Source organism: Methylotenera sp. (assembly GCF_013141425.1).
Taxonomy (GTDB): domain Bacteria; phylum Pseudomonadota; class Gammaproteobacteria; order Burkholderiales; family Methylophilaceae; genus Methylotenera.
This window is the reverse complement of sequence record NZ_JABFRA010000011.1, coordinates 1-17,789: the sequence shown is the minus strand read 5'-3', so window position 1 is coordinate 17,789 and position 17,789 is coordinate 1. Positions and strand designations below refer to the sequence as shown.

Below are 17,789 nucleotides of genomic sequence, written 5' to 3'. Positions count from 1 at the left end.
TGGAGTTAAACTATTTAGGGTCACATTCAGTTGAAATTTCATCTGGGTTAAATGAGTAAGATCTATCTTTTGTGTAAACAAAGTTAAATCGCTCATATCGCCAGCATATCTTTTCTCTTAAACCTTTACCATTCTCCCAGACACCATACATCTGGTTATTGTTCTCTTTATTATCGTCCTGACTACAGCCCATCAATGGAAAAAATACTATCTGTCCACCATCAGTATGTATGCAGGTATCGCTCATTTTGTTGTGCTTTCTTATTTATTAATCAGTGATGGAATCTGAAAGCAATTGAAGCCCTGCCAATCCAGTCATAGGCAAGCTGATACCTTTCACATGACTAGGTATTTCAGGCTCATCTGGGTTTATGCGTATCAAATACCCAGCATGACTCTCACTGAATTTACGGACAGTAGGGATGCTAGTACCTGCGCCAATCTCAATAATAAGTAAGCGTGTTACTTTACCTAGCCATTCGTCAAATTGCGCCTTCTGTGACTCCATGCGTTTGCTAATCCATTTCCAGTCATTGAACATTAAAATGTTAGGACGCGTAACTTCACCACAGCAAATGCAGCGTGGTAACGGTGACAATAGTAAGCACTCTGTATCATCTGTTTCAGGTTGAAAGTCCTTGGCACTAGAAACTTCATTTAAACAGCCATTAATGCATTGCAGGTGATGGATTGATCCATGACATTCAACAATCTGTGATTCAGAAAAACTTGCCTTCTGAAATTGACCATCCACATTGCTGGTGAAAATGAATGCGCCATTTGGCATTTGGTGTGCAAGCGCTCTAAGAATTGCAAATCCAGCATTCGGTATAGTCTTGCGATATAGGTTCAAGCGGTGACCGTAGAAGCCCCATGCTTGCTTTGGATTGGTGATGAAAGCATCTGGACTAGCAATGTCATAAAAATTGACTCCAGAGCTTCTCAGTGCAGGATAGGCATTCCAAAATCCATGTTCACCACGAAAGTCAGGCAAGCCAGAGTCAACACCCATACCAGCACCAGCCGTGATAAGTAGCCCATCTGCAATATCAGTAATATCTCTGATTAAATCTCTAAAATCATCATCCATTTAGTGGCTCATGATACTCTGCAGGTGACTTGGTTTCTGGAGTGGAATAAGGTTCACTACTAGGATGGAGCGGGCATTCGGTATCTTGCTGATCTGGTGTGAATGCAAGAACTCTTTTATCAAGTGTATAGACAAGAATCATATTGTCATACTTCCAACACACCATTTCTTTTTTACCGTTAGCTAGTTCCCATAAGCCATACATTTTATCGTTAGGATCATTCTTTCCAGTACTGCATCCCACTAGAGAGAATAGAACTATCTGGCCATTTTCATGAATACAAACATCTGACATGTTAATTTAGCCCAAAAAATATTGATAATCTTTATTGTTTTATTAAACTGTTCCAAGTTCAGAACCATCAGCTGGAGTGCTGCAAGTGTTTATCGGCTATTTTTTTGCCAGTCCATGACAAAGCAAAGTTTATGACTCGTTGACTGACATTCGTCCAGTATTAACTCTAACTAAACTTTTTCAACCCATATTACATTCTTAGTTTGTTGCTAAGTTTGTGCGATTAAAATTCTACAGACGAAAATAAAATCGCGTTATAGATGTAGCTTGTTAGCTATTCACATTTAAATTGAATTTCGGCTGCTGAAAATTTACCTGCTTCTTGATCTGAAGAGCTATTAGCTACTTGCACAAACTTCTTTCCCATTTTGCTACAGAACTCATTAGCCTCCTTATACATACCAACTTTTATGACAGCACCAGATTGCTCCCATCCAGCTTGCTTGCCATACATATAAGTATCTTCTGAAATTTTAACGATTCCTGTATTTGCTGCACATCCAACTAAAGCAACTGTAGAAATTGCTGCGATCATAAGTAAAACTTTCATATTTAATTCCTGAGTTAAATGTTATTTTGATTATTTGCTAGAAGTTATCGCCTCTAGAATAATCGCTGAACATTGAATATCGCAAGAATATAAATAGGGGACTTTCTTATTGCTGTATTACTCCATCAGGCATTTCACCGTATAGCTCAACTAACTCTTGATCCGTTCCGCTTATCAACTCAGGTTCTACTTCAGCAGCCTCCCATGAAGTCGCAAGCTGTTCTTGCTCCTTACTCCAAGCAGGAAACCGTTCAGGCCACACTGTATGACCTAACAGATGAGATATAAGTATCTCCCTGACAAATTGCGATAATGGCATTGCTGTTTTGTCGGCAAGTAACTGCAAATCATCTTTGATTTTTGTGGCTAGGAAGATTTTGAGGGGAATGATATTTTTACCAAGCCCACGTAAACATTCAATGTTAGCAACACGTGATTCCAAAATCTTTGGTTCTTGCGCTTCTCTAGCTTTTAGTGCCAACAAGTCTACAGGATGTTTAGAAACGTCATAAAACGCACCTGTATGCGCTTGCCTCATACGTTCAAACTCATGAGCGCCATACAGGTAGTGAGTAAAAAACTTTCTAAGGTAATCAGAACGGTGATTATTTGATATAGCAGCCATATCAACAAGAGCTACAAATATGGTTGCTGGCAACCATACTCTTAACTCTGATTCACGTGAGGTTAGGTCGCAGAGGTCTCGGTTACCTTGATAGAGTGGGCTTAACACTGGTCTATCAGCTAAGGTTTTCTTATCGGTATTTTTTCTGCTAAAAATCCAGAACATTTTACCCCTTACTTTTTTTAATATTTAATTGAGAATATTTGTTCTAGTTTGCTTCTGCAGGGCAGTTGCATACATGTCTCAATAAAGTTTTGATATAGCTTATTTCCGAGATTTAATACGTGTTTTAAGGAAGTCATTATCTCGCGACTCATTTTCATTGCTATTGTTTTTATTTTGAGTAATCTTGGATTCTTTAGCTTTAAACATATCCATATCTCTTTTTATAAGGTTATCACCATCACGACTAGATATGCCTTTAGATATTTTATATTCGTTGGCTTGGTTAACGGGATATATTGCCTCAGTATTTATATTTGCGGACTCACTTTTGGTGTGTTCATGAATAGCAACTTCATTTTCATTTGTGTCATAACCCTTGTCTTTTTGATGACTATTAGGATCACTCTTGAATATCCACTCAGTGCCTGTGTCTTTTGATGGTGAGTACTCCATATTCGGATTAATTTCTTCATATTTTGCAAAGAATGTTCCATCCTGTAGTGAGCGAAGACATGGCATTAGAATGGAATCGTACTCCCGCCCATACTCAGGGAATCCCTTTGTAATGTCTGGGCGTTCTTCACCTACAAAATGCAATCCTAAAGCACGTGTGCTTACAGGCCAAAATAATGTTGAAAATTGCCAAGTTGTAATAAAGGCTTGCTGCTGAGCCGCAAATGAATCTGGGTCAACAAGCCCCCTTGCGGCCATTCGCGATAACCACGCATGTGCAAGCAAGATATGAGGATCTGCATTTGGGTAAAGCTTTGATCCCTTTTGATAAGCAACTTCCTGTAAACGGATGATTTCTTCCGCCATTGCCTTGGGGTTTACAAGTGTTTTTAAAATCCTACCGAGGCCCATATAAACCCTTTTTTTGTTATCGTAATTGCACCAGCAAGGAGTGGTATTGCCTGATATAACACTACTATTTACAAAATAAATATTGTGAATAGTAACTCCGCTTAAGTCATAACCATTGTGATTGTCATTTTTAACTTTACGGCATGATTCAGCTCATGATACTTGAACAACCCATTTATTCCCAATATATTGTGAGGACTTGGATGTAAATCTGCCGTAACTTCTCTTTCAGAAGAGGAGTCAGGTTGGAAGCAGAAGTTGCATTTGGTTTAGTCTTGAGGGAGTTAAGAAAACAGCAATCGCTGTCTCAAGAAGCATTAGCCCTTAAAGCTGGCTTGGAGCGTAACTACATCTCTCTACTTGAGCTAGGTCAAAATAGTGCAAGTATTAAAACGATATTTAAGTTAACTCCTTATCTTGGTGTAACTGCTACAGAGTTTATTGGTATGGTTGAGGCAAAAATTCTCAATAATTGATAATTGCAATATCAGCAACTACTAATTAGATATTCTACTTCGCAGCTTATCAAGCTCATAAATTGTATTTGAAATACTTTCACAAGCATCACCTATGACAAAGCAACTAGTAGCCTCATGTATTTCAAATCCCACACCAGCAATACCTATTAACTGACCACTTTCTGCCAGTATTAGTAAGTCTTTAAGTGCTTCAATAGTCACTTTGTTATTCCGCTTTTTGCTTGGGAACTGAATGATCTTAGCTGACTCTTCTAACAAAGTAAGTAACATGATTTTTCCTAATAGTTTGTATCTGACAAACCATGTTACCTTGCAGTTTTTATTTTTGTTAACAACTTTTTCTTTTCTGCCCAGCCAATGATTAATGGATTTTTCAGTTTCGTTTAAGTTGTATTTTATTTAATTCCAATAACATTGTTTTCATGTCTTTAAGTTGTTTTCGCCACTCACGCCTCTCAATCAAATATCCTTTTCTAAATATACTACTTGGAGTACTTGGTCTACCTGTAGATTTGCCACCATGCATACGGCATCTTTCCTTGCCATGAATAGCAGGTGACTTACATGGATGACCTAATCTGGTCTTTGCTCCGCACCTTAATGCACAGTGCATGGGGTAAATTTTAATTTTCATAGCTCGCCTCTTCCCTTAATATTTCCAATTACAGCTTGACCCCCATCAGACACGGTTACGTGCTGCACAACAATATTTTGATTACCACCAGTTTTCACTCTATGCATGATTAACATCGCCTTTGAAAAGCTGTCCATTAGCTTTGATGAAGCTTTCAATCGTTGTGATTGAATTACCACATCATCTTCTAGAAATGCCTTCCCCATCACTTCCAAGGAACCTTTGTAAGACATTGCCATTAGGTGACATAACATCTTTTCTACACTATTTTCTGCTTTCATATCAATCTCGGCTTGTAATGCCATGGCTGCACAATCAACGCCTGTATAACTTAGAAGCATCCCACGATGATTTGCAGCATCATTACTTACCATTTCAGAGGTCATGCCATCCAAATATAATTTAATCTCTTTTGTATTAATTTCTTCTGTATTCAAATGGTTTTGGTTTTCCAATGCACTTTCTCTGACTAGTACAGTAGTTGCATCTCGCTCATTGCGAAAATCTTCCATACAGTCAAAGCACAGATGTTTACCTCCACATGGAGTTAACCTATTTTTTGAACTACATCGTGCGCATTTGCTTGGCTTTATATAGCCTTTATTCTTAATCATATTTGTCATAATTTAATCTTTCTTAATGGGAAACCATTTCTATAGGCGATATCTATTGCACTTTGGGGCGTGCGTTTTTCATGTGCCATACAACCTTCTGTGCAATAACCGTGTTGGCGATAAATAACAAATTGCACTGGCATAAATTTCAAGCCACAAAATATACAATTCTGATATTTCCTTAGATTGTTCATACGGCAACCCCACCAGCAATTGGAGTTTGTGCTATTGGCTTTTTAATTCCACTTTTGCCTATTACACCTACAACTCGCTTAGGCTTCTTAGAGTACGTATTGGTATTAACTACATTGTTTACGGTAGTCGTAGTTGAACTAGCTAATAAAAGCACATTTTCAGCTACGGTAATCGTAGATGGTGAGATACTCACGCTTACGATAGCCGTAGTTACGCTATTACGGTCATCGTGTGGCTTTTCTAGCTTTTTATTGATGGGTTTTGCACGTCTTGGTGTAGGTGGTAGTTTGCATCTAGCCCAAGCGCCACGCTGGAAATCATCTTCGTCAATATCCAATCCCACGAAGTTACTGATAGCAAGCCAAGTAACGGCATATAGATTCGGACCATTATTCAGGCCACCCCATCTTGTTTGAGTAATTAATGCACGGTCTATTAATTCAGCACGTGAAACATAAATGCTACTTGATGTATAACCGTGTTTTTTTAGCCATTGGGGTGCTAGATGAATATGGCCGTTATTTTTGCCGTTAACTTGCCGAATTAAAGCAAACAATAATGATTTAGCTTTATCTGTAGCACCAGTGAAAGATAGGTTATCCTGCACTGAATGAGGTAGTGCAGAATATCCACCTTCAAAAGTTTCAGGAAGTTTCTTAGGTTTATTAGGGTTAGCCATAAATTAAGCCCAATTCCGCAATAGAAATTAACATATCGGCTTAACTCTTAGCAGCTGCTAAAACTTGACGTAACTCTCCAACATTAAATGTTGTAGTTCTGGGAGTAAGTTTATGAGATTTAAGTTTGTTAGCTTTCACCATCCGCCATACAGTTGCTGCACTTATGCCAAATAAACCTTTCACGGTAGATAGGCGAACATGTGCGCAATCTGGATATAAGCTGAAATTCTTTAAAGCATCTGGAATGGGGTTTACTATGGGTTGTTGTGACATTTTAAGCTCCTTTTTGAAAGTAAAGGCAGCTTAAATTGAATCTTAAATTTATTATAGATAGCTATGCTAGCTTGATGCTCACTGAGCTAGCTGAGTAAGTTCTCTCTCCATTTGCGGCACCTTCTTTCAATTGATGCTGAAGATTTTAATATTTCAAATTTATCAATCATATCTCTTGCAAAAGCAGCCTGACTTTCATAGATGTATGGGTCTTTTTGGTATCTATCCCAATACCTCTTTACTTCAACTATAGCTTTTTGCTTTTCACTCTTGGCTAACATTGCCAATGCACCTTTTTTGCCAATTTCACTACTATGATTACGCTGAATATCTTCTATAGCCTCAGAGCTAAATGGTAATTTATATTTTAGAGAAAATAAAAATGATTCAGCCTCAAATATTGACTCTATGAAAGTACTGTATGGCTTATGTTCAAGTGTAAATTTCGCTGCATAGAAGCAACTTAACGCCATTCCATAAACAAGTAATCTTGAATCAAGTTCTTTGGCATTCGTTAGTTTGCCATTTATGAAAACTTCATCTTTAAAATTATCGTTAGTGTGAAAGATTATTAAATATTGAAGGTTATTTAAATCATCTTCAGTATTAATTCCAAATTCCCGTAATCCAGTTTTAATATCTTTTTCAATAGAATGTAACTTATCAATCATTACTTGAGAAAGAAGCGCAGTATTTATTTCAAAAGTGAAGTTTTTCATATGACTTGAATCAAGCTAACTTGTTATTAATTGGGATTACCTTTGCACCTACTTTAAGTTCGTCTAAATAATCAGCCCAAACCTGCATCATTTCTTTACGCTGATCAATAAATTTAGTTCGGTTATAAGCAGTACCTAAATTATCAGCAACACTGTGAGCAAGTTGATGTTCAATTACAGGAACATCATAGCCTAATCTTTCATGTATCATAGTTCGTGCCATAGCCCTAAATCCATGCCCAGTAATTTCATTTTTGGTGTCATATCCCATGCGTTTTAAAGCAGCATTAACTGCAGCTTCACTCATTGGCCTTCGTGGAGAATGTCCTCCTTGAAAAACATATTCACCCTGACCTGATAGAGGATGAATAGTTTTTAGGATATCTATGGCTTGAGTGGATAGGGGTACTAAATGGTCTGTTTTAGTTTTACTCACTAAATAACGCCATTCACCTGTATCAAGATTTATATCTTTCCACTTTGCTTGCCTGAGTTCACTAGGGCGAACAAACACTAGAGGTGATAGCTTGAGAGCGCATTGCACTGTAAACGTGCCGTTGAAGCCATCAAATGCACGTAGTAATTCTGCCACTTCTTTCGGTTCAGTAAATGCAGCCATGTGTTTAATCGCAGTAGCTGGTAATGCACCTTTTAAATCAGCAGTAACATCACGAACAGCACGGCCAGTTTGCACAGCATATCTAAATACCTGTCCAGCCGTTTGTAATGTGCGGTGAGCAGTTTCAAGTTTATTCTGTTTCTCAATACGCTTAATGACTTCTAATACTTGTGGTGCGGTAAGTGTGTTAATCGGCCTATTGCCAATCCAAGGGAATAAGTAAAGCTCAAATCGTCTTATTACTTTTTCTTTATGGCTCTCTGCTTTATTAGTCATATGTGATTGCCACCACTCACGCGCTACCAGTTCAAAACTATTTTCTGTATTTAACCTTGTGATAGCTTTAACATTTTTACGGTTCTCACTTGGGTCTATCGGTGGTTCTTTTGCTAATAGCGTTCTTGCAGAGGCTCGCCTTTCCCTCGCATCGGCTAGTGATACTTCAGGGTATGTGCCTAAAGATAGTAATTTTTCTTTTCCTCCAAAACGATACTTTAAACGCCACCACTTACCGCCAGTTGGGGTAACTTGTAGAAATAAACCTTCTGAATCGTAGAGCTTATATGGAGGTATTTTGATTTTTCCATCATCATCTTTGTGCTTATTGGCCTTAATTAAAGTGTCTGAAAGTGCCATTTTTGGGGTAACTCCAACATGAAAATGCCGTTATTTAAGTGCTACCCCTGTAAGTTACCCCTGTAATTGGGGTATGTCAAGGAATGATATGATACGGTAAGGTACAATAAAAAAGCCCCGAAGCTATAAACTTCGGGGCTTCTGAAGGGTCACGATGTTTTGTGATACCCTATTTTGGTGGTGAAAGAGGGACTTGAACCCTCGACCCCAGGATTATGAATCCTGTGCTCTAACCAGCTGAGCTACATCACCAGATAAATCGGTTGCCAAAACTTTAGCAAGGGCGCAATTCTAGTGGTTTAGGCGTTAATTGTCAAAATTAGTTTGCTATTTGGCGTTAATTTATGGCGTTTATACGTTAAATCTAAAGTGCATTACGTCGCCATCTTGTACGATATATTCTTTGCCTTCTAGACGCATTTTGCCTGCTTCTTTGCTGCCTTGCTCGCCTTTGTTTTTAACATATTCATCGTATTGAATCACTTCTGCGCGAATAAAGCCACGTTCAAAGTCTGTGTGAATAACACCTGCGGCTTGCGGCGCGGTAGCGCCTTTTTTTACTGTCCAAGCGCGTACTTCTTGCACGCCTGCGGTAAAGTAGGTTTGCAGGCCAAGTAAATCGTAAGCGGCGCGAATGACACGGTTTAGGCCAGGTTCGTCTTGGCCGAGTTCGCTTAAGAATAATAATTTGTCTTCTTCATCTAGCTCGGAAATTTCGCCTTCTATTTTTGCGCAAATGCAGACTACAGGTGCGTTTTCTGTTTTTCCTAGCGCAACGACTTTGTCTAAAAGTGGGTTGTTTTCGAAGCCTTTTTCGTCCACATTGGCAAGATACATGACGGGTTTAACCGTAATGAGGCAAAGTGGTTTGAGTAATTGCAACTCTTCAGCATCTAAATTTAGCGTGCGCACTGCTTTGGCTTGGTCTAAACACGGCACCACTTTTTCTAGCACTTTTAATAGCGCGATAGCCTCTTTATCGCCACTTTTGGCTTTTTTGCTTTCGCGTTGCACTGTTTTCTCAACGGTTTCCATGTCGGCAAGTGCAAGTTCGGTGTTAATCACTTCAATGTCTGAAAGCGGGTCAATTTTGTTGGCAACGTGAATCACATTTGCATCTTCAAAACAGCGCACCACATGGGCAATAGCGTCTGTCTCGCGAATGTTTGCTAAGAACTTATTACCTAAACCTTCACCTTTTGACGCGCCAGCCACTAGCCCAGCAATGTCAACAAACTCAACAATGGCAGGTTGCACGCGTTGCGGCTTTACAATGTCGATAAGCGCTTGCATGCGTGTGTCTGGCACTTCTACGATGCCAACGTTGGGTTCGATAGTGCAAAACGGGTAGTTCTCAGCCGCAATGCCTGCTTTGGTAATCGCATTGAAAAGCGTGGATTTACCAACGTTTGGAAGACCTACGATGCCACATTTCATATTTGTCCAATCATCTTTATTTTGTCATTCCTTGCATGATGCGGAATCTAGCGCCAAAAATTTCTTAAGTCACTAGATTCCGACTTCCGTCGGGATGACTTCTGTGTGTTATTTTTTAGTGTGTAATTTCAACATTGCGTTTTCAAATTCGCCCGCAAGAAATAAGTCTATGAGTTTGCTGCTTTCGTACACTTTTTCATCTATTGCTGTTCGCTCATCTTTTGTTGGCGCCTTTAGCACAAAGTTAATGACTTCGTTACGGTCACCTGGGTGACCAATGCCTAATCGCAATCGCCAGAATTCTTTTGTACCTAAAGCGGCTTCAATGTCTTTTAGTCCATTGTGGCCGCCATGACCGCCACCAATTTTTAGTTTGATTCCACCCGCTGGCAAATCAAGCTCATCGTGAATCACCAAGATTTCAGCTGGCGTTATTTTGTAATAATTAGCCAATGTCGCAACTGCTTTGCCACTGCCGTTCATAAACGTTGTAGGTTTTAGCAACCATGTGTCCGCTTTGGAATTTAGTTTGCCAGCAACACCAAAGAACTTGGCATCTACTGCCAATTTACTGTTGGTTTGTGCGGCGATTTCATCTAGCCACCAAAAGCCAGCATTGTGGCGAGTTGCGGCGTATTTTTCACCTGGATTGCCTAAACCTACAAAAAGTTTTATGCCAGTCATAATTCTATAGTACCAATAAAAAACGCGCACTTCGTAGTAAAGTGCGCGTTAATTAGCATGCTTGTAAAATTAAGCTGCTGGTGTTTCTTCAGCCGCAGCATCAGAAACGCCGCCGCGTGTTTTAGCAATCGCTGCAACCGCTGCATCATCACCATGCGCTAATTTAACAAACTCAACGCCTTTAGCCAATTTGATTTGTGATAAGTGAATTGAGTGACCCATTTCTAGACCAGCTAAGTCAACTTCAAGAAACTCTGGTAAATCTTTAGCCAAGCAGCTTACGTCAGCTTCAGTCAAAATGTGCGCAACGATACCGCCGCCGATTTTAACGCCTGGAGCGATATCAGCATTGATAAAGTGGAATGGCACTTTAACGTGGATTTTTTCAGTAGCACTTACACGTTGAAAATCAATGTGTTGAATTGTGTTGCGTACTGGGTGCATTTGGAAATCACGTAACAATACGTTTTCTTTTTTGCCATCTAAATTCAAGCTTAATACTGAAGCATGAAAAGTTTCATGGCGGAATTCTAAGAATAATTCTTTAGCGTTAATTTCAAGTGTTACGGCTTCTTTACCACCACCATAAACAACACCTGGAACGGTGCCTGCGCGACGAAGACGGCGGCTCGCACCCGTACCTTTTACATCACGCTTTACTGCATTAATTTCGATAGACATTTTACTACTCCTAATTTTATACTACATTTACTGCTAGGCTGTTGAGGCCTTACTACACAAAAACTGCATACCGCGACCAGTATGCAGGGTTAAAAAGTAATTAATCCATGAATAGTGAAGATACTGAATCTTCACTACTAATTCTGCGAATCGTTTCAGCTAATAATTCCGCTGTGCTTAATTGGCGAATTTTTTTGCAATTGGCTGACTCAGCACCAAGTGCAATGGTGTTAGTCACCACTAGCTCATCTAATTCAGAATTCATAATACGCTCAGCCGCGCCGCCAGATAATACTGGGTGAGTGGCATAAGCAATAACTTTAACTGCACCAAATTTCTTAAGCGCTGCTGCTGCTTCACATAATGTGTTGGCGGTATCAACCATGTCATCCATAATCACGCAAGTGCGGCCAGTAACATCACCAATAATATTCATCACCTTTGCGACGTTAGGTTTTGGACGACGTTTGTCGATAATTGCTAAATCAGAATTGAGTTGTTTAGCAGCTGCACGCGCACGAACAACACCACCCACATCTGGTGAAACTACCATTAAATTTTCATGATTTTGCTTTAATAAATCTGCCAGCAAAATCGGTGTGGCATAAATATTATCAACAGGAATATCAAAGAAACCTTGAATCTGATCGGAGTGTAAATCCATTGTCAGCAAACGATTCACACCTACGCCCGTGAGCATGTTTGCGACTACTTTAGCGGTAATTGCCACACGTGCAGAACGAGGCCGACGATCTTGCCTTGAGTAACCAAAATAGGGGATTGCCGCTGTAATGCGGCCAGCAGAGGAGCGGCGAAGCGCATCCACCATCACCATGACTTCCATTAGACTGTCATTGGTTGGGTGGCTAGTTGACTGCAGCACGAATACGTCTTTACCACGCACGTTTTCAAGCAGTTCAACCGTGGTTTCACCATCGCTAAACGTGCCAACATGCGCCTGCCCAAGCTCAATGCCCAAGTATTTAGCTACTTCTTGTGCAAGTGCTGGGTTAGCAGTACCAGTAAAGACCATCAAGTTGCCGTTAGACATCTGCTGAGTTCCTATCGTGCTGTGCTTGTAGGCAACAGCGTCAAACTATCAATAAAAGCTTAATAAAAACGTATAAAAAATAAAAGCGCGTAAATCGAGAATCTACACGCTTTATTCTAAATTAATGCACGATGTTAGCGTACATTCTAAAATCTGGCTGAGGAGGAAGGACTCGAACCTTCGGATGCTGGGATCAAAACCCAGTGCCTTAACCAACTTGGCGACTCCCCAATATTTAACCTGCTTAATTAATCAGACGCAAAGTCAATTAACGGGTGCTGATTCAACCCTTTTGCAACAAAGCCCTGAACATTTTTAGGTATTTGATTGCAAATTTCAGTTGCAATTTTAATATTGGCTACTTCTAAAAACACCGAAGCGCCAGACCCACTCATTCTTGCATCGCCAAATTGGCCAAGCCAATTTAAACAATCTAAGACCACGGGATATTCATTGCAGACTACTTTTTCAAGCTTATTTGTAAATTCAGCGTTTAAATTACCAACACTAAGATCGCACGCCCCTGAAAAGTCCGACATTGTCTTAGGAATCATGTTTTTTGTCAATTGCTTATTGGCAAATATTTGTGCGGTTGAAACATGTACGTTTGGATTTAACACCACATAGTAAGCATCACGCAGAGTTATCGCTTGTAGTTGCTCGCCCACACCCTCGGCCCAGGCATTTTGTCCAAATATAAAGAAGGGCACATCAGCGCCTAATTTTAAGCCAAGCAGCATCAATTGTTTGCGGCTTAATTTAAGTTGCCAGATGCGGTTCAAGGCTAGTAGAACAGTGGCTGCATCGGAGCTGCCGCCACCCAGGCCGCCACCCATTGGAATGCGCTTTTCAAGCAAGATTTCTACGCCAAGTGGGCATTCTGTGTATTGCTTTAAAAGCGTTGCTGCTCGAATGCATAAGTCTTGGGCTTCAGAAACACCCGCGACGTCGTTGACGCGCTTAATTATGCCGTTATTGTTGGGTTTTAGGTGGACTGTGTCGTAAATATCCAGCAACCGGAATATCGTCTGAAGCAGGTGATAGCCATCTGCCCGTTGCCCTGTGATGTGCAAAAATAGATTAATTTTTGCGGGTGCTAAAAATGATTGGAAATCTTGCATAGATGCGTATTTTAACGCATCCTAAAGGTTGTTAGGTTGCTGGCGATATTTAATTAATCGTATTGACGCCAGCGTTAAAATCTATTCCACAATCACGCGCCCATTTAAAGCCTGCACGGGACGATTGTTGTTGTGATGCACGGCATGCTTAAAGGCCTCAATTTGCTCTTTTGATACGGTTAAAGGATTTTTCATCAATAACCATCGTACACCTTCGCTGCAGGGTGGCGTGGTAAGTGAACCGCTAAATCGATAGTAACTGCGATTTTCTGGGATTAAGTCACTTGGAATGACTCTGTTTTTGAGTTCTATCGGCTCGCTGATTTCATTAGGCAGCTGTTCCCATAATTTGGCTAAAGCCGTATTGGCTTTGCCTTCGGTATACATTACCCCAATTACGGTGAGGTTGCCTTTAGCGTCAGCATGCACGAAATGCGCTTCCAGTGGGAATGATTTACCGCGTATGGTATTTTCACTAGGTGAGTGAAAATGTACCTGTTTCATTTGAAATGCCGCATTATCCAATGCCAGCATATTGCCTTCTTTGAAGTTGATTTGTACGGTATGGCCGTTGTTAAAAATATCTTTTGCAGCAAACTTCTGTATGGCTTTTAAGGGCTTTAATGTGGCATGCATGGTTTCTTCGATATTGATGGGAGACTGATTTCGGCCTACGTCGCAAGTGGCAAATTCTGGGCTGAGTTTCCCCCAGCTTTCGGGGCCTTCTTTGCCTTCGTAAGTCCAGTGCGGTTTATGTTCCTCTTTTTTGCCGTGACTAGCTTTTGTTGGAATAGGTTTTGTAGCTGGCAATTTAACAGCGGTTGATTCTGGTTTTTCATCTACATTAACTTTTTCTTCAGTTTTAACTGGAACTGCCTCTGGTTTATTTGTTTCACCTTTAGGTTTTTCTAATGCAGATTTTTCAGCTAAAGGCTTAACTGCAGTGGTTTTTGGCGTTGCAGGGGCGATGGGCTTATCGGGCTTGCAGACATAGCGCATGGCAATGTCTACGTCAGTTTCAGGCACGGGTTCGATGAACTCGGCATTCTTTACATCAATGCCGACAGAATAAACAAGCTCACTGTTCAAGTATTGGAATACTTGTGAGGTAGCTGATTTTTGCGCCGCACAGTCGAAAAACCACAGTAATTTGGCGATGTTATATTGCTTATCGACGGTTTCTGGGTTCTTTTGAGGTGTTTTATATTCAACCTTTACCCAAGCTCTTTTTAAATTATCCTTTTGCAGAATGGATTGCTTGTCGAGTGTAATTTTAGCGTTGTTATTGTCAAGCAATTTTACCCATACAGCCGCATGGCTATTGCCGATTAGGAAAAAATATAAAAATACAGCAATCACTTTTTTCATTGCATCCGTGCCTTTAGCAAAACTTTAGTTAGCTTAAATTATGCGTTCGAGCGGGAGAGTTTTATTGATGAAGTAATGGTGTAATTAGGCCTTAATTCCTAGAATTGCCTGGACTTTGGAATTTCTCTGGTTTTGGAATTGACTCTGTTTATATCAAAAGGGCCTTAGTTGAGAAAGCGCAGGTGTGAATCAAAGGCTAGGGGTTTAAATTTTCCCAACTTTCTACCAATAATTTTAAATTGACTTTATCGCTTCTAAGCGTAATTTTGCTAGGCAGGGTAAAGCCATTTTGTTGTGTATAGTTTTGATACTCAATTTCCCAGCCATCTTGCTTCAATGTGCTTAAGTAGCCTTGCTCATTCCAAGTGCTCGCTAGGATGGGACTGTTGGTTGGGCGGCCAAGTGACCAATCGGCTAAGCCCGCAAGTGGAAGTTGCCAGCCAAGCGCATTTTGCGTGAGCGTTTCAGTGTCTGCGGCAGAAATAGTATTGCCTTTTGCATCTTCTAACGTGACCTGATTAGCCGTTTTTAGAATCCTAGCGACTTGCCCACCTAGCGGCGAATACAATGCAATAGCATCTTCTGCCTCATTATGCTGCCAGTTCAAGCCACCAGAAAAGCCTTTTCCATTGGTTTGTACGCCAATGCGTCCAGTGAGTGTGAACTGCTCGATGGTCTTTAAGCTGGCTTGATGCAACTGGTATTGTTGCTGCGTAACTGCAGAATCAAGTTTTGTTTTTGGCACAGAAGCGCAGCCCTGCATGCCAACAACAAAGCATGAAATCAAAACTAATCGTATCAAAGAGTCATCAAACCAGAATGAATTTAGCCGCATTAATTGCATTAAATCGAGCTAAGATTTGAATTTGCTAGTAGTTTTGATTAATACTTCATTGGCTGGATCATTCGTTAGTGCGTCATTCCAAATTTTTCTGGCTTCGTCATGTCGGCCTTTTTGCCAAAGCACTTCACCTAAGTGCGCGGCTATTTCCGGGTCTGGATTGATGTTGTAGGCTTGTTGTAAGTAGTTGATGGCTTTATCTAAATTGCCTTTACGGTAATGTGCCCAGCCAAGGCTGTCGAGCATGTAATGATCATTTGGGCTAATTGCCAGTGCTTTTTCAATGAGTTGAATCGCTTCATTTAGCTTGATATTGCGCTCAGCAAACGAGTAGCCTAGTGCATTATAGGCCGCCGCAAAATTAGGATTTGCCGCAATTGCTCGGCGTAGTTCTGATTCCATAATATCGAGTTTTTGTACGCGCTCCGCGGCCAGCGCGAAGTCATAAACTAACTCGGGGGTGTTCGGTAAATTTTTAACCGCTTTGTCCAGCAATTCAAACGACTCCTTATCACGTTTGGCTTTGCTTAACATCGAGGCTTGCGTTTGAATCACAATAATTTGCTGTGCGGTTGTTAAATCGTCAACAGTATCTAATAATTCAATCGCTTTGTCGGTTGATTCAGTTCGCGCAATCAAGTTTGCTAAATTGATTTTTGCCTCTAAGTGATGTTGGCCAGGTTGAACTTTGGCATACCAATTGGTTGCAACCTCGTTGTGATTTTGTTTTTCGGCCGTTTGCGCTAGATATATGTAAAGTTGATCTTCATCCTTAAAGCCCAAGGCTAAAGATTGACGCAAATAACTTTCTGCCGTGACATAATCACCCGCTTGATACGCTAATAAACCAATCACTGCAGTTACTTCTGCGCTATTTTTATCAGAGCCATTTTTAGCGTATTGAACAATAAGTGGAAATTCTTTTTTCGCCAAATCGTATTGTTTTTGATTCACCAATAGGCGCGTTAAATTTAGGCGTATTTCGTTGGCTTCAGGCTGCTTGACCAGGAAAGCACGATAAAAATCAATGGCAACCTGAGGCGATTCTTCATATAACACTTGACCTTTTAATAATGCGCCTACGCTCCAGCCTGGTTTTAGCGTTTCAGCTTTATTGAGCGCGTCTAAGGCCACTTTGTCTTGATTGGCAACCATGGCTGATTGCGCTATGGCAAATTTTGCTTCTGCAAGTTGTGGGTAGGGCTGTGCAAGTGATTGCACAAGCTTTAATACGCCAGCTTTATCATTGCTTTTATTAAGCAGGTTATTTAGATATAAAAAGCCACCGGCTCTTGTTTCTTCTTTCACGAGTAATTTTGCCAAATACGGTTTGGCCTCATCCAATCTGCTCGTGGCCACTAAGACTTCTGTCATGGCTTGTTGTGCTTCAGTTGATTCTGGATCCAGTTCCGACCAAAGTTTAATAGAAGGGATTGTCATGCCAGAAACATTGCCATAAGCGGCAACTTTGGCGGCACGCTCTGCTAAGCTGGCAATTCTGGTGGTATTGGCCAGTTCATAAAATATGGCGCTGGATGTGGCAAGCTCACCGCGTTGCCCCGCGACTTCAGCCGCGAGATACTTATAAATAAAATCCGCTTCTGAATTAAAGTTTTCTGCTGATTCATTGCTAATCTTATTAGGCTTGTTAGCAGTATTCGCCCCGCCAGTGGCGTAGCCATGCAAGCTAAGCGTACCGACCAGGAGGTAGGCACAAATGCCCAGAAAAGAACGAAAGGGTAAGTTTTTAACTGGTGTATTTGTTTTTGAATGGCGTGAAGTTGGGCGCATAAGTTGTTTTAGTTGTAGTTATTAAAAGAGTTGAAAATTTGCTTTATAAACGGCTATCAATCGATTCTGAGATAATAAGCCATTACAATTGCATTGTAGCGACTATTTCTTAGTCCGTGACAGGTGAGGCAAGTTCCTCCATAATTATGAATTGACTGCAGTGCATGTCAATAGAACTTTTTAGTCGACCGAGTTGCCAACTAAAAAGTTTAGATAATTAATTGATAGTAACAATAATTTTAGAGTGACTATGACCAATTTTACCGTAGAAGCGCAAGGGCTCACCCGTCTGTATGGCGGGCGTGAAGCCGTCAGTAACGTCAGCTTTCATTTAAGCAAAGGCCAAGTCCTCGGCTTTTTAGGCCCCAATGGTGCCG

22 protein-coding genes, 2 tRNA genes and 1 pseudogene are annotated in these 17,789 nt (G+C 40.6%); 2 read left to right on the top strand and 23 right to left on the bottom strand.

Annotation, left to right across the window (positions count from 1 at the left end):
• Positions 1–10: 10 nt before the first annotated feature.
• The 6 genes from HOO90_RS01005 to HOO90_RS00980 all read right to left on the bottom strand — a co-directional run bounded on the left by HOO90_RS01005 (position 11) and on the right by HOO90_RS00980 (position 3,544).
• Positions 11–247 carry a hypothetical protein gene (locus tag HOO90_RS01005; RefSeq protein WP_292838554.1) on the bottom strand — a complete coding sequence of 79 codons (237 nt, stop codon included), beginning with the start codon at positions 245–247 and terminating at the stop codon, positions 11–13.
• A 21-nt stretch (positions 248–268) separates the two neighbouring features.
• A complete protein-coding gene (locus tag HOO90_RS01000; RefSeq protein WP_292838552.1) occupies positions 269–1,090 on the bottom strand; it encodes a Sir2 family NAD-dependent protein deacetylase in 822 nt (273 codons plus the stop codon).
• On the bottom strand, positions 1,083–1,385 hold the full coding sequence (locus HOO90_RS00995; RefSeq protein WP_292838550.1) for a hypothetical protein: 303 nt from the start codon (positions 1,383–1,385) through the stop codon (positions 1,083–1,085). Before HOO90_RS00995 ends, HOO90_RS01000 begins: the two co-directional genes overlap by 8 nt.
• Before the next feature lie 274 nt (positions 1,386–1,659).
• Complete coding sequence (locus HOO90_RS00990; protein WP_292838548.1) at positions 1,660–1,935, bottom strand: hypothetical protein; 276 nt, start codon at positions 1,933–1,935, stop codon at positions 1,660–1,662.
• Between the two features lie 106 nt (positions 1,936–2,041).
• Complete coding sequence (locus tag HOO90_RS00985; RefSeq protein ID WP_292838546.1) at positions 2,042–2,725, bottom strand: hypothetical protein; 684 nt, start codon at positions 2,723–2,725, stop codon at positions 2,042–2,044.
• A 99-nt stretch (positions 2,726–2,824) separates the two neighbouring features.
• Entirely contained in the window at positions 2,825–3,544 is a 720-nt protein-coding gene (locus tag HOO90_RS00980) for a hypothetical protein (protein WP_292838544.1), read from the bottom strand.
• 290 nt (positions 3,545–3,834) lie between these two features.
• On the opposite strand from HOO90_RS00980, the gene HOO90_RS00975 reads away from it, so the two are divergent.
• On the top strand, positions 3,835–4,065 hold the full coding sequence (locus tag HOO90_RS00975) for a helix-turn-helix transcriptional regulator (RefSeq protein WP_292838542.1): 231 nt from the start codon (positions 3,835–3,837) through the stop codon (positions 4,063–4,065).
• Between the two features lie 21 nt (positions 4,066–4,086).
• Here HOO90_RS00975 and HOO90_RS00970 read toward each other — a convergent pair whose 3' ends face one another.
• The 17 genes from HOO90_RS00970 to HOO90_RS00895 form a co-directional block, all read right to left on the bottom strand.
• The gene (locus tag HOO90_RS00970) at positions 4,087–4,338 is read right to left on the bottom strand and encodes a hypothetical protein (RefSeq protein ID WP_292838540.1); all 252 of its coding nucleotides are present in this window, start codon (positions 4,336–4,338) and stop codon (positions 4,087–4,089) included.
• 103 nt (positions 4,339–4,441) lie between these two features.
• Positions 4,442–4,681, bottom strand: coding sequence for an HGGxSTG domain-containing protein (locus HOO90_RS12100; protein WP_366928722.1), 240 nt, complete (start codon positions 4,679–4,681; stop codon positions 4,442–4,444).
• A gap of 17 nt (positions 4,682–4,698) precedes the next feature.
• The gene (locus HOO90_RS00965; RefSeq protein WP_292838538.1) at positions 4,699–5,325 is read right to left on the bottom strand and encodes a hypothetical protein; all 627 of its coding nucleotides are present in this window, start codon (positions 5,323–5,325) and stop codon (positions 4,699–4,701) included.
• Between the two features lie 181 nt (positions 5,326–5,506).
• Complete coding sequence (locus HOO90_RS00960) at positions 5,507–6,190, bottom strand: hypothetical protein (RefSeq protein ID WP_292838536.1); 684 nt, start codon at positions 6,188–6,190, stop codon at positions 5,507–5,509.
• Positions 6,191–6,230: 40 nt separating this feature from the next.
• Entirely contained in the window at positions 6,231–6,464 is a 234-nt protein-coding gene (locus HOO90_RS00955; protein ID WP_292838534.1) for a transcriptional regulator, read from the bottom strand.
• Positions 6,465–6,550: 86 nt separating this feature from the next.
• Positions 6,551–7,183, bottom strand: a complete 633-nt coding sequence (locus HOO90_RS00950; protein WP_292838532.1) for a hypothetical protein — start codon at positions 7,181–7,183, stop codon at positions 6,551–6,553.
• Between the two features lie 10 nt (positions 7,184–7,193).
• The gene (locus HOO90_RS00945) at positions 7,194–8,438 is read right to left on the bottom strand and encodes an integrase arm-type DNA-binding domain-containing protein (protein ID WP_292838530.1); all 1,245 of its coding nucleotides are present in this window, start codon (positions 8,436–8,438) and stop codon (positions 7,194–7,196) included.
• A 175-nt stretch (positions 8,439–8,613) separates the two neighbouring features.
• Positions 8,614–8,690, bottom strand: a tRNA-Met gene (locus HOO90_RS00940).
• Positions 8,691–8,789: 99 nt separating this feature from the next.
• On the bottom strand, positions 8,790–9,875 hold the full coding sequence (gene ychF / locus HOO90_RS00935) for a redox-regulated ATPase YchF (protein WP_292838528.1): 1,086 nt from the start codon (positions 9,873–9,875) through the stop codon (positions 8,790–8,792).
• Positions 9,876–9,983: 108 nt separating this feature from the next.
• A complete protein-coding gene (gene pth, locus HOO90_RS00930; RefSeq protein WP_292838526.1) occupies positions 9,984–10,559 on the bottom strand; it encodes an aminoacyl-tRNA hydrolase in 576 nt (191 codons plus the stop codon).
• A gap of 69 nt (positions 10,560–10,628) precedes the next feature.
• On the bottom strand, positions 10,629–11,240 hold the full coding sequence (locus tag HOO90_RS00925) for a 50S ribosomal protein L25/general stress protein Ctc (protein WP_292838524.1): 612 nt from the start codon (positions 11,238–11,240) through the stop codon (positions 10,629–10,631).
• A 100-nt stretch (positions 11,241–11,340) separates the two neighbouring features.
• Positions 11,341–12,291, bottom strand: coding sequence for a ribose-phosphate pyrophosphokinase (locus HOO90_RS00920; protein WP_292838522.1), 951 nt, complete (start codon positions 12,289–12,291; stop codon positions 11,341–11,343).
• Positions 12,292–12,445: 154 nt separating this feature from the next.
• Positions 12,446–12,522: transfer RNA gene (locus tag HOO90_RS00915), tRNA-Gln, on the bottom strand.
• 17 nt (positions 12,523–12,539) lie between these two features.
• Positions 12,540–13,412, bottom strand: coding sequence for a 4-(cytidine 5'-diphospho)-2-C-methyl-D-erythritol kinase (gene ispE / locus HOO90_RS00910; protein WP_292838520.1), 873 nt, complete (start codon positions 13,410–13,412; stop codon positions 12,540–12,542).
• Positions 13,413–13,493: 81 nt separating this feature from the next.
• Positions 13,494–14,780, bottom strand: coding sequence for a carbonic anhydrase (locus HOO90_RS00905; RefSeq protein WP_292838518.1), 1,287 nt, complete (start codon positions 14,778–14,780; stop codon positions 13,494–13,496).
• A gap of 196 nt (positions 14,781–14,976) precedes the next feature.
• Positions 14,977–15,615 carry a lipoprotein insertase outer membrane protein LolB gene (lolB, locus tag HOO90_RS00900; protein WP_292838516.1) on the bottom strand — a complete coding sequence of 213 codons (639 nt, stop codon included), beginning with the start codon at positions 15,613–15,615 and terminating at the stop codon, positions 14,977–14,979.
• Positions 15,616–15,633: 18 nt separating this feature from the next.
• The gene (locus HOO90_RS00895) at positions 15,634–17,412 is read right to left on the bottom strand and encodes a tetratricopeptide repeat protein (protein ID WP_292838514.1); all 1,779 of its coding nucleotides are present in this window, start codon (positions 17,410–17,412) and stop codon (positions 15,634–15,636) included.
• Between the two features lie 250 nt (positions 17,413–17,662).
• Between HOO90_RS00895 and HOO90_RS00890 the strand changes: the two are divergent.
• Positions 17,663–17,789 (top strand): annotated as a pseudogene (locus HOO90_RS00890) (ABC transporter ATP-binding protein); the annotation flags it as partial.

Coding starts and splice junctions, on each gene's coding strand:
- HOO90_RS01005 (WP_292838554.1), bottom strand. CDS start 247: ATGAGCGATACCTGCATACATACTGATGGTGGACAGATAGTATTTTTT.
- HOO90_RS01000 (WP_292838552.1), bottom strand. CDS start 1,090: ATGGATGATGATTTTAGAGATTTAATCAGAGATATTACTGATATTGCA.
- HOO90_RS00995 (WP_292838550.1), bottom strand. CDS start 1,385: ATGTCAGATGTTTGTATTCATGAAAATGGCCAGATAGTTCTATTCTCT.
- HOO90_RS00990 (WP_292838548.1), bottom strand. CDS start 1,935: ATGAAAGTTTTACTTATGATCGCAGCAATTTCTACAGTTGCTTTAGTT.
- HOO90_RS00985 (WP_292838546.1), bottom strand. CDS start 2,725: ATGTTCTGGATTTTTAGCAGAAAAAATACCGATAAGAAAACCTTAGCT.
- HOO90_RS00980 (WP_292838544.1), bottom strand. CDS start 3,544: ATGGCGGAAGAAATCATCCGTTTACAGGAAGTTGCTTATCAAAAGGGA.
- HOO90_RS00970 (WP_292838540.1), bottom strand. CDS start 4,338: ATGTTACTTACTTTGTTAGAAGAGTCAGCTAAGATCATTCAGTTCCCA.
- HOO90_RS12100 (WP_366928722.1), bottom strand. CDS start 4,681: ATGCACTGTGCATTAAGGTGCGGAGCAAAGACCAGATTAGGTCATCCA.
- HOO90_RS00965 (WP_292838538.1), bottom strand. CDS start 5,325: ATGACAAATATGATTAAGAATAAAGGCTATATAAAGCCAAGCAAATGC.
- HOO90_RS00960 (WP_292838536.1), bottom strand. CDS start 6,190: ATGGCTAACCCTAATAAACCTAAGAAACTTCCTGAAACTTTTGAAGGT.
- HOO90_RS00955 (WP_292838534.1), bottom strand. CDS start 6,464: ATGTCACAACAACCCATAGTAAACCCCATTCCAGATGCTTTAAAGAAT.
- HOO90_RS00950 (WP_292838532.1), bottom strand. CDS start 7,183: ATGAAAAACTTCACTTTTGAAATAAATACTGCGCTTCTTTCTCAAGTA.
- HOO90_RS00945 (WP_292838530.1), bottom strand. CDS start 8,438: ATGGCACTTTCAGACACTTTAATTAAGGCCAATAAGCACAAAGATGAT.
- ychF (WP_292838528.1), bottom strand. CDS start 9,875: ATGAAATGTGGCATCGTAGGTCTTCCAAACGTTGGTAAATCCACGCTT.
- pth (WP_292838526.1), bottom strand. CDS start 10,559: ATGACTGGCATAAAACTTTTTGTAGGTTTAGGCAATCCAGGTGAAAAA.
- HOO90_RS00925 (WP_292838524.1), bottom strand. CDS start 11,240: ATGTCTATCGAAATTAATGCAGTAAAGCGTGATGTAAAAGGTACGGGT.
- HOO90_RS00920 (WP_292838522.1), bottom strand. CDS start 12,291: ATGTCTAACGGCAACTTGATGGTCTTTACTGGTACTGCTAACCCAGCA.
- ispE (WP_292838520.1), bottom strand. CDS start 13,412: ATGCAAGATTTCCAATCATTTTTAGCACCCGCAAAAATTAATCTATTT.
- HOO90_RS00905 (WP_292838518.1), bottom strand. CDS start 14,780: ATGAAAAAAGTGATTGCTGTATTTTTATATTTTTTCCTAATCGGCAAT.
- lolB (WP_292838516.1), bottom strand. CDS start 15,615: ATGCGGCTAAATTCATTCTGGTTTGATGACTCTTTGATACGATTAGTT.
- HOO90_RS00895 (WP_292838514.1), bottom strand. CDS start 17,412: ATGCGCCCAACTTCACGCCATTCAAAAACAAATACACCAGTTAAAAAC.